The organism is Pseudomonas sp. VA159-2 (assembly GCF_024126635.1).
Classification (GTDB): domain Bacteria; phylum Pseudomonadota; class Gammaproteobacteria; order Pseudomonadales; family Pseudomonadaceae; genus Aquipseudomonas; species Aquipseudomonas muyukensis.
This window is the reverse complement of sequence record NZ_JAMYBV010000014.1, coordinates 18,645-31,658: the sequence shown is the minus strand read 5'-3', so window position 1 is coordinate 31,658 and position 13,014 is coordinate 18,645. Positions and strand designations below refer to the sequence as shown.

General features: G+C 64.9%; 13 protein-coding genes. 8 read left to right on the top strand and 5 right to left on the bottom strand.

Annotation, left to right across the window (positions count from 1 at the left end; genetic code table 11):
* Nucleotides 1-177: 177 nt before the first annotated feature.
* From NJG22_RS15225 to NJG22_RS15200, 6 genes are all read left to right on the top strand, one after another.
* Entirely contained in the window at nt 178-1,236 is a 1,059-nt protein-coding gene (locus NJG22_RS15225; protein ID WP_253095634.1) for an ABC transporter substrate-binding protein, read from the top strand.
* 143 nt (nt 1,237-1,379) lie between these two features.
* Nucleotides 1,380-2,186, top strand: a complete 807-nt coding sequence (locus NJG22_RS15220; protein WP_253095632.1) for an alkaline phosphatase family protein — start codon at nt 1,380-1,382, stop codon at nt 2,184-2,186.
* Nucleotides 2,183-3,022: an ABC transporter permease subunit gene (locus NJG22_RS15215; protein WP_253095630.1), complete on the top strand. Its 840-nt coding sequence runs from the start codon at nt 2,183-2,185 to the stop codon at nt 3,020-3,022. The genes NJG22_RS15220 and NJG22_RS15215 overlap by 4 nt, the downstream gene beginning before the upstream one ends.
* A complete protein-coding gene (locus NJG22_RS15210; RefSeq protein ID WP_253095628.1) occupies nt 3,012-3,806 on the top strand; it encodes an ABC transporter permease in 795 nt (264 codons plus the stop codon). Before NJG22_RS15215 ends, NJG22_RS15210 begins: the two co-directional genes overlap by 11 nt.
* A 1-nt stretch (nt 3,807) precedes the next feature.
* Nucleotides 3,808-4,797, top strand: a complete 990-nt coding sequence (locus NJG22_RS15205; RefSeq protein WP_253095626.1) for an ABC transporter ATP-binding protein — start codon at nt 3,808-3,810, stop codon at nt 4,795-4,797.
* 13 nt (nt 4,798-4,810) lie between these two features.
* Entirely contained in the window at nt 4,811-5,464 is a 654-nt protein-coding gene (locus NJG22_RS15200; RefSeq protein ID WP_253095624.1) for an HAD family hydrolase, read from the top strand.
* 60 nt (nt 5,465-5,524) lie between these two features.
* Here NJG22_RS15200 and NJG22_RS15195 read toward each other — a convergent pair whose 3' ends face one another.
* Nucleotides 5,525-6,487: an NAD(P)H-quinone oxidoreductase gene (locus NJG22_RS15195; RefSeq protein WP_253095623.1), complete on the bottom strand. Its 963-nt coding sequence runs from the start codon at nt 6,485-6,487 to the stop codon at nt 5,525-5,527.
* 143 nt (nt 6,488-6,630) lie between these two features.
* Between NJG22_RS15195 and NJG22_RS15190 the strand changes: the two genes are divergently transcribed.
* Nucleotides 6,631-8,712, top strand: coding sequence for a carboxy terminal-processing peptidase (locus NJG22_RS15190; protein WP_253095621.1), 2,082 nt, complete (start codon nt 6,631-6,633; stop codon nt 8,710-8,712).
* A 107-nt stretch (nt 8,713-8,819) separates the two neighbouring features.
* Entirely contained in the window at nt 8,820-10,565 is a 1,746-nt protein-coding gene (locus tag NJG22_RS15185; protein WP_253095620.1) for a bifunctional diguanylate cyclase/phosphodiesterase, read from the top strand.
* Nucleotides 10,566-10,647: 82 nt separating this feature from the next.
* Here NJG22_RS15185 and NJG22_RS15180 read toward each other — a convergent pair whose 3' ends face one another.
* From NJG22_RS15180 to NJG22_RS15165, 4 genes are all read right to left on the bottom strand, one after another.
* A complete protein-coding gene (locus NJG22_RS15180; RefSeq protein ID WP_134689322.1) occupies nt 10,648-11,016 on the bottom strand; it encodes a hypothetical protein in 369 nt (122 codons plus the stop codon).
* Nucleotides 11,013-11,354, bottom strand: coding sequence for a helix-turn-helix transcriptional regulator (locus tag NJG22_RS15175; RefSeq protein WP_253095619.1), 342 nt, complete (start codon nt 11,352-11,354; stop codon nt 11,013-11,015). Before NJG22_RS15175 ends, NJG22_RS15180 begins: the two co-directional genes overlap by 4 nt.
* A gap of 90 nt (nt 11,355-11,444) precedes the next feature.
* The gene (locus tag NJG22_RS15170) at nt 11,445-11,885 is read right to left on the bottom strand and encodes a DUF1232 domain-containing protein (protein ID WP_253095618.1); all 441 of its coding nucleotides are present in this window, start codon (nt 11,883-11,885) and stop codon (nt 11,445-11,447) included.
* A gap of 279 nt (nt 11,886-12,164) precedes the next feature.
* Nucleotides 12,165-12,893, bottom strand: coding sequence for an FKBP-type peptidyl-prolyl cis-trans isomerase (locus NJG22_RS15165; RefSeq protein ID WP_134689328.1), 729 nt, complete (start codon nt 12,891-12,893; stop codon nt 12,165-12,167).
* Between the last annotated feature and the right edge of the window lie 121 nt (nt 12,894-13,014).

Genomic DNA, 13,014 nt, shown 5'->3' with positions numbered 1-13,014 from the left:
TCTGGTCTACGCTGTCTTTCCAGGGCCTGCGGCCTGCCCTTGTGCGCCGCCCCTTACATCAAACTGTCACGCAACAGGCCTACCTTGGCTCGAGGTTTGCTGACCTAGACCACGGGTCGCAAGCACAGGATTCCTTCATAACAACGATTGCACGGCACCCCACCCAAGGAGCTTCGGATGAAAAAGTTGTTCATGGCGTCACTGCTCGGTTCAGCCATCGCTTTTTGCACCTCGGCCATGGCCCAGGACCTCAAGGCCCTCGAAGACGCCGCCCGCAAGGAAGGCACGGTCAACAGCGTGGGCATGCCCGATGCCTGGGCCAACTGGAAAGGCACCTGGGAAGACCTGGCGCAAAAATACGGCCTCAAGCACAGCGACACCGACATGAGCTCGGCCCAGGAAATCGCCAAGTTCGACGCCGAAAAGGATAACGCCAGCGCCGATATCGGCGATGTCGGCGCCGCCTTCGGCCCGATTGCCGCCAGCAAGGGGGTGACCCAGCCGTACAAGCCGAGCACCTGGGACCAGGTGCCGGCGTGGGCCAAGGACCAGGACGGCCACTGGGCCCTGGCCTACACCGGCACCATCGCCTTCATCATCAACAAGGACCTGGTCAAGGAAGGCGAACGCCCGAGCACCTGGCACGACCTGGAAAAGGGCAAGTACAAGGTGGCCATCGGTGACGTCGGCACCGCCGCCCAGGCCGCCAACGGCGTGCTCGCCGCTGCCATCGCCTACAAAGGTGACGAACGCAACATCGAGCCGGGCCTGCAGCTGTTCACCAAGCTGGCCCAGCAGAAGCGCCTGTCGCTGGCCAACCCAACCATCCAGACCCTGGAGAAGGGCGAGGTGGAAGTCGGCGTGGTGTGGGACTTCAATGGCCTGAGCTACCGCGACCAGATCGACCCGAAGCGCTTTGAAGTGCTGATCCCCTCGGACGGTTCGGTTACCTCCGGCTACACCACCATCATCAACAAGTACGCCAAGCACCCCAACGCCGCCAAGCTGGCTCGCGAGTACATCTTCAGCGACGCCGGGCAAACCAACCTGGCCATCGGCCACGCCCGGCCGATCCGCGCCGAGCACCTGAAGCTGCCGGCCGACGTGCAGGCCAAGCTGCTGCCCAACGAGCAGTACAAGGCCGCCCAGCCGATCAAGGATGCCGCGGCCTGGGAAGCGACCTCCAAGGCCCTGCCGCAGAAGTGGCAGGAGCAGGTGATCATCGAGATGGAATAAGGCTGGCTGCTGCGCAGCCCATCGCGACGCAAGGCCGCGCCCACAGGGCCCACGTCGCCCCAGAGGTTTGCACGACCTCTGTGGGAGCGGCCTTGCGTTGCGAAAGGAGGGCAAGGCCCTCCCCCGCTTTTTCGGAGTCATAAATGAACCACAACGTCATCCTGGTCCTGCTCGACGGCCTCAACCACCAGGTCGCGCACCACGCCATGGGCCACCTGCACGCCTACGTCGAGGCCGACCGCGCCGCGCTGTACCGCCTGGAGTGCGAGCTGCCGTCGCTGTCCCGGCCGCTGTACGAATGCATTCTCACCGGCGTGCCGCCCATCGACAGCGGCATCGTGCACAACCAGGTCAGTCGCCTGTCCAACCAGCGCAGCGTGTTCCACTACGCCCGCGAAGCCGGGCTGGGCACCGCCGCCGCGGCCTATCACTGGATCAGCGAGCTGTACAACCGCTCGCCGTTCGACCCACTGCGCGATCGCCATACCCACGCGCCGAAGCTGCCGATCCAGCACGGCCTGTTCTACTACGCCGACCACTATCCCGACTCGCACCTGCTGGCCGACGCCGAATACCTGCGCCGGCGCCACGCGCCGAACTTCCTGCTGGTGCACCCGATGAACATCGACGACGCCGGCCACCGCCACGGCCTGGACAGCAGCCAGTACCGCAATGCCGCGCGCAGTACCGACATCCTGCTGGCCGACTACCTGCCACGCTGGCTCGAAGAGGGCTACCAGGTGCTGGTCACCGCCGACCACGGCATGAACAACGACCGCTCGCACAACGGCCTGCTGGCCGAAGAGCGCGAGGTGCCGCTGTTCGTCTTTGGTCAAGCGTTCAGCCTCGACCCTGCGGCCAAACCCTTGCAGACCGAACTGTGCGGGACCCTCTGCGAGCTGCTCGGCGCGCCCCACGACAAGCCGGTCTGCCGGGAGCTGCTCAAGTGAATGCCACCCAACGAGGCCGCTACCTGGCCCTGCTCTGCCTGCTGCCGTTCGCGGTGTTCTTCGTCGTCTTCCAGATCGCCCCGCTGGCCTGGGTCGCCATCAACAGCCTGCAGAGCGACAGCGGTTGGGGCCTGGCCAACTTCAGCAAGGTGTTCGCCTCGAAGTTCTACCTGCAAGCGCTGCAACGCAGCCTGGAGATCAGCTTCTGGTCGAGCCTGTTCGGCATCGTCATCGCCACCCTCGGCGCCTATTCGCTGCGCCAGGTCGATTCGAAGCTGCGCGATTTCGTCAGCGCCTTCGCCAACATGACCAGCAACTTCTCCGGGGTGCCGCTGGCGTTCGCCTTCATCATCCTGCTCGGTTTCAACGGCGCGCTGACCCTGCTGCTCAAGCAGATGGGCCTGCTCGGCGATTTCAGCATCTATTCCAAGACTGGGCTGATCCTGGTCTACACCTACTTCCAGATACCGCTCGGCGTGTTGCTGCTGTACCCGGCCTTCGACGCCCTGCGCGCCGACTGGCGCGAATCCGCCGCGCTGCTCGGGGCCAGCCCCTGGCAGTTCTGGCGACACATCGGCCTGCCGGTGCTTACCCCGGCACTGCTCGGCACCTTCGTCATCCTGCTGGCCAACGCCCTGGGCGCCTACGCCACCGTCTACGCCTTGACCACCGGCAACTTCAACGTGCTGCCGATCCGCATCGCCGGCCTGGTGGCCGGTGACATCAGCCTCGACCCGAACCTTGCCAGCGCCCTGGCCATGGTTCTGGTGGGGCTGATGACGGTGGTCACCGTAGCCCATCAATGGCTGCTCAAGAGGAGCTACCATGCGCGCTGAAAACGCCTCGGCCGGGTTCTACCATCGATTGGTGGTGTACCTGCTGTTTGTGATCCTGCTGCTGCCGCTGGCCGGCACCCTGCTCTACTCGCTGGCCACCAGTTGGTCGGCAACCCTGCTGCCCAGCGGCCTGACCTTCAAATGGTATGTGGCGCTGTGGAGCGAGCCGCGCTTTCTCGCCGCCTTTGGCCAGTCGCTGCTGGTGTGCGTCGGCGCCCTGCTGCTGTCGGTGCTGCTGATCCTGCCGCTGTTGTTCGTGGTGCACTACCACTTCCCGAAACTCGACGCGCTGATGAACGTGCTGATCCTGCTGCCGTTCGCGGTACCGCCGGTGGTATCGGCGGTGGGCTTGCTGCAACTGTACGGCAGTGGCCCGCTGGCCATGGTCGGCACGCCGTGGATCCTGATCGGCTGCTACTTCACCATCGCCCTGCCGTTCATGTACCGGGCCATCACCAACAACCTGCAGGCCATCAACCTGCGCGACCTGATGGACGCAGCCCAACTGCTCGGCGCCAGCCCCCTGCAGGCAGCGTTGCTGGTGGTGCTGCCGAACCTGCGCAAGGGCCTGATGGTGGCGCTGCTGCTGTCGTTCTCGTTCCTGTTCGGCGAGTTCGTGTTCGCCAACCTGCTGGTGGGCACCCGCTACGAGACCCTGCAGGTGTACCTGAACAACATGCGCAACAGCAGCGGCCATTTCAACAGCGCCCTGGTGATCTCCTACTTTGCCTTCGTGCTGGCACTCACCTGGGTTGCCAACCGCTTGAACAAGGACAAGACCTGACATGAGCTTCGTCAGCGTGCAGCAACTGCAAAAAAGCTACGCCGGCAGCCCGGTGTTCGAGCACATCGACTGCCAGATCGAGCGCGGCGAGTTCGTCACCCTGCTCGGCCCCTCGGGCTGTGGCAAGTCCACCCTGCTGCGCTGCATCGCCGGGCTGACCCCGGTGGACAGCGGGAAAATCCTGCTCGATGGCCAGGACCTGGTACCCGTGAGCCCGCAAAAGCGCGGCATCGGCATGGTGTTCCAGAGCTACGCCTTGTTCCCCAACATGACCGTGGCGCAGAACGTCGCCTTTGGCCTGCGCATGCAGAAGGTCAAGGCCGAGGAAAGCCAGGTGCGCGTGCGCGAGGCCCTGGACCTGGTAGAGCTGGGCAGCTTCGCCGGGCGCTACCCGCACCAGCTGTCCGGTGGCCAGTGCCAGCGCGTGGCCCTGGCCCGTTCGCTGGTCACCCGCCCGCGCCTGCTGTTGCTCGACGAGCCGCTGTCGGCGCTGGATGCACGCATTCGCAAGCACCTGCGCGAGCAGATCCGCGCGATTCAGCGCGAACTGGGGCTGACCACCCTCTTCGTCACCCATGATCAGGAAGAGGCGCTGACCCTGTCCGACCGCATCGTCCTGATGAACCAGGGGCGCATCGTCCAGAGCGGCGACGCCGAAACCCTCTACACCGCGCCCGTGGACCTGTTCGCCGCCGGTTTCATCGGCAACTACAACCTGCTCGACGCCGACAGCGCCAGCCGCCTGCTGCAACGCCCGGTAGCCGGGCGCCTGGCGATCCGTCCGGAGGCCATCAGCCTGGGCCTGAACGGCGAGCTGGACGGCGAGATCCGCAGCCACAGCCTGCTCGGCAATGTCATCCGCTACCGTGTCTGGGTGCGCGACGTCGAGCTGGTGGTGGATGTGCTCAATCGCTGCGCCAGCGATCTGCACGCGGACGGTAAACGGGTATCCTTGTCGATCGACCCCACGGCGCTACGGGAAGTGGCCTAAGGAGATTCAACCCATGGCATTGGCAATTTTCGATCTGGACGAAACCCTCATCCACGGCGACTGCGCGTCGCTGTGGAGTGAACAGATGGCCCGACTGGGCTGGGTCGACGGCAAGGCGTTTCTCAAGCGCGACCAGGAAATGATGCAAGCCTACGGCAAGGGCCACCTGCAGATGGAGGACTACATGGCCTTCAGCCTCGAGCCGGTTGCCGGGCGCACGCTGGAGGAAGTGGAGCACCTGATCGAGCCCTGGGTGGAAGAGGTGATCGAGCCGATCATCTTTGCCGACGCCTGCCGCTGCATCGCCGAGCACCGCCAGCGCGGCGACCGCATCCTGATCATCTCGGCGAGCGGCGTCCATCTGGTCGGGCCGATCGCGGCGCGGCTAGGGGTGGAGGAATACCTGGCCATCGAGCTGGAGGCGGTGAACGGCGTGTACACCGGCAAGACCCACGGCGTGCTGACCTACCGCGAGGGCAAGATCACCCGCTTGCTGGAATGGCTGGACCAGGAGCAGGAGAATCTCGAGGGGGCGAGCTTCTATTCCGATTCGCGCAACGACCTGCCATTGTTGCTGAAGGTGGATCATCCGCGTGTGGTGAATCCGGATCCGGTATTGCGCGAGCATGCCCAGATCAATGGCTGGCCGATCCTGAGCTGGTCGTGAAACCGCTGTTCGCCGGCAAGGCCGGCTCCTACAGGGAGCGTGCCTTGCCGGCGAACGGATCTAACTCAAGCTCGGATCGATCACCATGACCAGCTTGCCCGACACCTGGTTGCTCTCGAGCTCGGCATACGCTGCCTGGGCGAATTCGACGGGGTAAGTGTCAACCAACTGCGGCGACAAACGCCCTTCGCTGAACAACGGCCACACCTGCTGTCGCAGCTCGCGCAGCAACTCGGCCTTGAAGCCATCGTCACGGTTGCGCAGGGTCGACCCGGTGATTTGCAGGCGCTTGCCCAGCACCAGCGCCAGGTCCAACTCGAACTTGCGACCGCTCATCAAGCCAATGATCACCCAGCGCCCATCGCGGGCCAGCGCCTTGAGGTTCAACGGCCCGTAACCGGCGCCCACCGGGTCGAGGATCACATCGAATGGCCCAAGCTGTTCCAGCTCGTCGAGGTTGGCGTTGCGCACCACGCCACCCGCCGCGCCCAAGCCTTGGCAGTAGGCCAGGCGCTCCGGCGAACCGACGCTGACCCACACCGGGCTGCCAAAGGCCTTGCATAGCTGGATGGCCGCCGAGCCCACGCCACTGGCGCCAGCATGCACCAGCACCTTCTCACCGGGCTGCAGGCCACCGAGCTGGAAGATGTTCAACCAGGCCGTGGCATATACCTCGGGCAGCGCCGCCGCCTCGTGCAGGCTCAGGCCTTCGGGCACCGGCAGCACATGACGGGCGTCCACCACCACCTCCTCGGCCATGGCGCCGCTGGCCAGCAGCGCGCACACCCGGTCCCCAACGCGCCAGTCGGCGCCGGCGCCCACTTCCTCGACCACGCCGGCGCATTCCAGGCCCATGTAGGGGCTGGCACCTGGCGGTGGTGGGTACAACCCCTTCATTTGCAGCAGGTCGGCGCGGTTCAGCCCCGCGGCGGCCACGCGGATACGTAGCTGCCCGGCATCACAGGCCGGGCGTTCGGCCTCGACCCAGGCCACATGTCCGTCAACGCCTTGCAATGCCTTCACAGTGCCTCCATAGTTGAATCATATGACTGAGCCTGGGCGTGCACGTCCCAGGCTTTTTGCAGTATGCGTCCGGCTCCCTTGGAGCCGGCGAACGGAAAAGACGGCCTACTATGCGTGATCAATTGCCTCCACGTCGAATCAGCATGAAGCATTTCCTCCCCAGCACCGCCCTGGCCCTGATGATCGGGCTCGGTAGCCTCACGCTCGGTGGCAATGCGGCCGCCGCCAACAAGTGGGACAGCCTGCAGCCAGACCGCGACGAAGTGGTGGCCAGCCTCAATATCGTCGAGCTGCTCAAGCGTCACCACTACAGCAAGCCGCCACTGGACGACGCCCGTTCGGTCATCATCTACGACAGCTACATCAAGCTGCTCGACCCGTCGCGCAGTTATTTCACCGCTGCCGACATCGCCGAGTTCGACAAGTGGAAGACCCAGTTCGACGACTTCCTCAAAAGCGGCAACCTCGACCCCGGCTTCACCATCTACAAGCGCTACCTGGACCGCGTGAAGCAGCGCCTGGACTACGCCCTCGGCGAGCTGAACAAGGGCGTCGACAAAATCGACTTCACGGTGAAGGAAGACCTGCTGGTCGAGCGCAAGGATGCGCCGTGGATGAAGAACCAGGCCGAGCTCGACGACCTGTGGCGCAAACGCGTCAAGGATGAGGTGCTGCGCCAGAAGATCTCCGGCAAGGACCTCAAGCAGATCCAGGACACCCTGACCAAGCGCTACAAGAACCAGCTGTCGCGCCTGAACCAGACCCGTGCCGAGGACATCTTCCAGGCCTACATCAACACCTTCGCCCAGTCCTACGACCCGCACACCAATTATCTGTCGCCGGACAACGCGGAAAACTTCGACATCAACATGAGCCTGTCGCTCGAAGGCATCGGCGCGGTGCTGCAAAGCGACAACGACCAGGTCAAGATCGTGCGCCTGGTGCCGGCTGGCCCGGCGGCCAAGACCAAGCAGGTCGCCCCCGCCGACAAGATCATCGGCGTGGCCCAGGGCAACAAGGAAATGGTCGACGTGGTCGGCTGGCGCCTGGACGAAGTGGTCAAGCTGATCCGCGGCCCGAAAGGCTCGGTGGTGCGCCTTGAAGTGATCCCGGCAAGCAACGCGCCGAACGACCAGACCAGCAAGATCGTCTCGATCACCCGCGAAGCGGTGAAGCTCGAGGAGCAGGCGGCGAAAAAATCGGTGCTCAAGCTCAAGCAGGACGGCCGCGACTACAAGCTGGGCATCATCGAGATCCCGGCTTTCTACCTCGACTTCAAGGCCTACCGCGCAGGCGACCCGGACTACAAGAGCACCACCCGCGATGTGAAGAAGCTGCTGACCGAGCTGCAGAAGGAAAAAGTCGACGGCGTGGTCATCGACCTGCGCAACAACGGCGGTGGCTCGCTGCAGGAAGCCACCGAACTGACCAGCCTGTTCATCGAGAAGGGCCCGACCGTGCTGGTGCGCAACGCCGACGGCCGCGTCGACGTGCTCGAGGACGAGAACCCCGGGGCCTTCTACAAGGGCCCGCTGGCACTGCTGGTCAACCGCCTCTCGGCCTCGGCCTCGGAGATTTTCGCCGGCGCCATGCAGGACTACCACCGTGCGCTGATCATCGGTGGCCAGACCTTCGGCAAGGGCACCGTGCAGACCATCCAGCCGCTCAACCATGGCGAGCTGAAACTGACCCTGGCCAAGTTCTACCGGGTTTCCGGGCAGAGCACCCAGCACCAGGGCGTGCTGCCGGACATTGCCTATCCATCGATCATCGATACCAAGGAAATCGGCGAGAGCGCGCTGCCCGAGGCCATGCCATGGGACACCATTCGCCCGGTGGTCAAGCCGGCTTCCGACCCGTTCAAGCCGTTCCTGGCCCAGCTCAAGGCCCAGCATGACGCGCGCAGCGACAAGGATGCCGAGTTCGTCTACATCCGCGACCGCCTGGCCCTGACCCAGAAGCTGATGAACGAGAAGACCGTCAGCCTCAACGAGCAGGAGCGTCGTGCTCGCCACGACCAGATCGAGGCCAAGCAACTGGCCCTGGAGAACATCCGCCGCAAGGCCAAGGGCGAGGAGCCGCTCAAGGAAATGAAGAAGGAAGACGAGGACGCGCTGCCGGCCGAGCCGGACGACACCAAGCCGGAAGACGACGCCTACCTGTCGGAGACCGGTCGCATCCTGCTCGACTATCTCAGCCTGAGCACCTCGGTGGCCAAGCACTGAGTGATGGCAAAATAATGTGACCTGTCATCAAACAGTCATCAGGCTGTCGTGAAATAGAAGGGCCGGACGTGCAAGCGTCCGGCCTTTTTTCATTCAGGAAGCAGTCCATGACCGTCAACGAACAGCTCAGCGCATTGAGCGCCATCCTGGCTCAACGTAGCGTGCACAGCTTGTTCCAACCAATCGTCTGCCTATCCGAACGCCGCGTGCTCGGCTATGAAGCCTTGAGCCGCGGCCCGTCCAACAGCCCCCTGCACTCGCCGCTCAACCTGTTCGCCATCGCCCGCCAGGCCGGGCGCCTGAGCGAGCTCGAGGTGTTGTGCCGGGAAACCGCTTGCCGGCGCTTCAGCGAACTGAACCTGGGCGGCAAGCTGTTCCTCAACGTCTCGCCCGAGTCGCTGCTCGAACCCCACTATCCGTCCGGGCGAACCCTGAAAATGCTCGAGGCCGTTGGCCTGCCGCCCAGCCGGGTGGTCATCGAGCTGACCGAGCAGACTCCCACCGAAGACTTCCAACTGCTGTTCAATGCCCTGCACCACTACCGCGACATGGGCTTTTCCATTGCCCTGGACGACCTGGGGGCCGGCTATTCGAGCCTGCGCCTGTGGTCGGAACTGCGCCCCGACTACGTGAAGATCGACCGCCACTTCATCGACGGCATCCATCAAGACCCGCTCAAGCGTGAGTTCGTCGGCTCGATCCTGCAAATCGCCCGCGCCTCCCGGGCCCAGGTGATCGCCGAAGGGATCGAGCTGGACGAGGAGCTGGCGGTGCTCGGCGAGATGGGCGTGGACCTGGTGCAGGGCTACCTGCTCGGCCGCCCGCAGGAGTTCCCGCCCAGCGACGCGCTATCCCTGCTGCCGCAGGCAAGCGCCGGCAGCGTGGCCCTGGGCGAGGACAACGGCGACCTCGACGCCCTGCTCATCCAGCAGCCGGCGGTGCCGCTGCAGACGCCCACCCAGCAGGTGCTCGGAGCCTTTCGCCGGCAAGCCAACCTCAACTCCCTGGCGGTGCTGGATGAGCGGGGCAAGCCGTGCGGCATCGTCCACCGGCACTCCCTGGCCGATGCGCTGCTACAGCCGTTCGGCACCGACCTGTTCGCGCGCAAGCCGATCAGCCGGCTGATGAGCCAGGACTTTCTTGCCGTGGAACGCGGGCAGTCGCTGCAACAGGTCAGCCGCCTGCTCACCAGCCGCGCCCGCCAGCGGATCGAGGAAGACTTCATCATCACCCAGAGCGGTCGCTACCTGGGCCTGGGGCGGGTGATCGATGTGCTCAAGCTGATCACCGAACAGAAGATCCAGCAGGCCCGGCATGCCAACCCGTTGACCTTGCTGCCGGGCAACGTGCCGATCCAGCAATGCCTGGCGCGCCTGCTGCAGCAACGGCGCGAGGCGGCGGTGTGCTATGTGGACATCGACAGCTTCAAGCCCTTCAACGATATCTATGGCTACGCCCGCGGCGACGAAGTGCTGCTGAGCCTGGCGCAATGCCTGAACGACCGCGTCGACCCGCAGCGGGACTTCGTCGGCCATATCGGCGGGGACGATTTCATGCTGGTATTGGGCTCGGCGGACTGGCGCGAACGCTTGCAGGTGCTGGTGGAGGCGTTCACGCGCCAATGCCGGCGCTTCTACCGCGCCGAGCACCTGGAGGCCGGCTGCTTCATCGCCCACAACCGCCAGGGGCAGCGCGAGACGTTCGCCCTGCTGTCATTGTCGATCGGCGTGGTCTGGCTGACACCGCGCAGCGGCGGCCAGCTGGATGCCGGGCAACTGGCCGAGCTGGCCTCCCAGGCCAAGCGCCAGGCCAAGGAAAGCAGCGGCTCGAGCCTGAGCCTGATCGAAGCCTGAAAACCAGCCATTGCACCTGCCTCTGGCCCGTAGGCGCCAGCCTTGCTGGCGAACCAGGCGACGCGGTGGATGGCAGCGTCGCTCAGGCCTCTTCCGGATAACGGTACTCGAACACCCGCACCACCTCCGAGGCATGCCACGACGCCGCCTCCATGCCATCCACCGGCCCGGAAAAACGCCCCAGGCGCTCGACACACTCGAAAAAGCCGGTACGTGGCAGGCGGCTGGCCCCTTGGCTGATCACCAGCGAACTGCGCAGCGGTTGCTCGGCGCGGGCATCGAGCAGCGCCAGGTACTCCAGCGCCGCGGTGAGGGTCTGCATGGCCGGGCTGGGCAGTTGCAGGCGCTCCAGCAGCGCCCGGTAGGTGAGCAGATGGCGTTGCCGGCGGGCCAGGTCGAGCTCGGTCAGCAGGCTCTGCCATTGCTGACGGCTGATCCTGACCTGGCTCATGACGGCTCGCTCCAGCCCGCCAGCCCCAGGTGCCAGGCCAGGCTGCGCAGGATCGCCGCGTCGGGGCGGCGCTCGCCGGCCTCGATCATCGCCAGGTAGGCCGGGCTGATCCCGACGCTGCGCGCCAGTTGCTCCGGCGCCAGGCCCTTGGCCTCACGCAACGACGCCAGCTGGTCCAGGGCGGACAAGCTGGCGTCTGCAGGTTCGGCGGCGACATTGTCGGTGGCGGGCGCTGCGCCAGGTGCCTGGCCAGCGGCGGCCAGCAACGCCTGGTACTGCTCCCAGGGAACCACTGCGTACTCGGGCTGACCGTCCCGGTTGATGACCTGAATACCCATACAACCCCCTTGACGTTGGACTACGGCATGTAATCCATAGGCATAACCCTTATGCCAATTATATTACCAACCTCGGGGGCATGCCGTGAATCAGTTGCCGGGGCGCTCCAGGCGCAAAGCGTCGGGGCTATTGGGCAGACGCTCGACCACCCGCAACCGCTCAGGCGCCTGGCTGGCGCGCCAGGCCTTGAAGCGGGCCAGCTCGTCGGCCACGGTCTTGAGCACCCAACCCAGCACGGCGATGTCGTCGAGCAGGCCGACCCCCAGCAACCAGTCGGGGATGGCGTCCAGCGGGCTGACGAAGTACAGCAAGCCGGCGACGATGGTCACCAGTGCCTTGGGGCTGACAGCGCGGTACTCGCCGCGCCACCAGGCCAGGCACAGCGCCTGCATCAGGCCCAGGTCCTCACGCAGCTGGCCGAGCTTGGGGCCCTTGCGGGCCACGGCGAACAACAGGGCCGGCAACCGCCCGCGGCTGAGCAGGCGCTCGGCCAAGGGCAGGAAGCGGGTGAAATTCCAGGGTGCGCTCATGAGACCTCCAGAGGAGCAGGCAGGTTATCCACATTTATTGTGGATAACCTTGTGAACAGGGCGGCATTGGCGCCGCGTCGTGCCCGCCAGGCAAGGGCCGGGGACGGATCGGGCGTTTTTTACACAACCGTTGCAACGGCGCAAACGTTTTGCGACAGCCCCCAAGGTTACGCCGTGGCATTGCTTGCGACAGTGAATGACGCCGGCGGTTCGCGTCAAGCCGCCGAAAACGACGACGCCCCGTCAAAACGGGGCGTCGTTGCAGCAACAGGCTGGCGCTTACTTGGCCGGGGCGGCTTCGGCGTCGGCCTTGGCCGGGTCCTTGATGCCCAGCAGCTCCAGGTCGAACACCAGCACCGAGTTGGCCGGGATCAGCGGGCTCGGGCTCTGGGCGCCGTAGGCCAGCTCGGCGGGGATGTACAGCTTGTATTTTTCGCCGACATGCATCAGTTGCAGGCCTTCGACCCAACCTGGGATCACGCCGCTGACTGGCAGGTCGATCGGGCTGCCGCGCTCGACGGAGCTGTCGAACACCTTGCCGTCGGTGAGCTTGCCTTCGTAGTGGACGGTGACCACATCGGTCGGCTTGGGCTGCGGGCCGTCGGCCTTCTTGACCACTTCGTACTGCAGGCCCGAGGCGGTGGTGACCACGCCAGGCTTCTTGGCGTTTTCCTCGAGGAATTTCTTGCCGGCCGCGGAGGCTTCTTCGCTGGCCTTGGCCAGGCGTTCTTCGGCGCGCTTCTGCAGGGCGGTGAAGGCCTCGACCAGTTCCTCGTCCTTGATGCGCTGCTCTTTCTTGCCAACAGCGTCTTCGATGCCTTGGGCGACGGCTTTGGAATCCAGGTCGTCCATGCCTTCCTGGGCCAGGCTCTTGCCCATGTTCAGGCCGATACCGTAGGAGGCTTTCTGTGCCGGAGTCTTCAGCTCGACGCTGCTGGTCTGGGCGTCGCAGCCCGCCAGGACCAGGCCTACCAGGGCAACCGCAGCCGCCAAACGATGCTGTTTCATGCTATTTCCTTGTTCATGCGCCATGAGGGCAATCAGGGTAAAGCCGCGAGCTTAGCAGGCGGCCGCGACCAATGGCTACCGGCATAAGAGCGGGTTGTGGGCTGGAAGTTCCTAGGTTAAA

Excerpts from the sequence above, each read along its gene's own strand:
- NJG22_RS15180 (WP_134689322.1), bottom strand. The coding sequence starts at position 11,016 with ATGAGCCAGGTCAGGATCAGCCGTCAGCAATGGCAGAGCCTGCTGACC.
- NJG22_RS15220 (WP_253095632.1), top strand. The coding sequence starts at position 1,380 with ATGAACCACAACGTCATCCTGGTCCTGCTCGACGGCCTCAACCACCAG.
- NJG22_RS15210 (WP_253095628.1), top strand. The coding sequence starts at position 3,012 with ATGCGCGCTGAAAACGCCTCGGCCGGGTTCTACCATCGATTGGTGGTG.
- NJG22_RS15225 (WP_253095634.1), top strand. The coding sequence starts at position 178 with ATGAAAAAGTTGTTCATGGCGTCACTGCTCGGTTCAGCCATCGCTTTT.
- NJG22_RS15200 (WP_253095624.1), top strand. The coding sequence starts at position 4,811 with ATGGCATTGGCAATTTTCGATCTGGACGAAACCCTCATCCACGGCGAC.
- NJG22_RS15170 (WP_253095618.1), bottom strand. The coding sequence starts at position 11,885 with ATGAGCGCACCCTGGAATTTCACCCGCTTCCTGCCCTTGGCCGAGCGC.
- NJG22_RS15205 (WP_253095626.1), top strand. The coding sequence starts at position 3,808 with ATGAGCTTCGTCAGCGTGCAGCAACTGCAAAAAAGCTACGCCGGCAGC.
- NJG22_RS15175 (WP_253095619.1), bottom strand. The coding sequence starts at position 11,354 with ATGGGTATTCAGGTCATCAACCGGGACGGTCAGCCCGAGTACGCAGTG.
- NJG22_RS15165 (WP_134689328.1), bottom strand. The coding sequence starts at position 12,893 with ATGAAACAGCATCGTTTGGCGGCTGCGGTTGCCCTGGTAGGCCTGGTC.
- NJG22_RS15190 (WP_253095621.1), top strand. The coding sequence starts at position 6,631 with ATGAAGCATTTCCTCCCCAGCACCGCCCTGGCCCTGATGATCGGGCTC.
- NJG22_RS15185 (WP_253095620.1), top strand. The coding sequence starts at position 8,820 with ATGACCGTCAACGAACAGCTCAGCGCATTGAGCGCCATCCTGGCTCAA.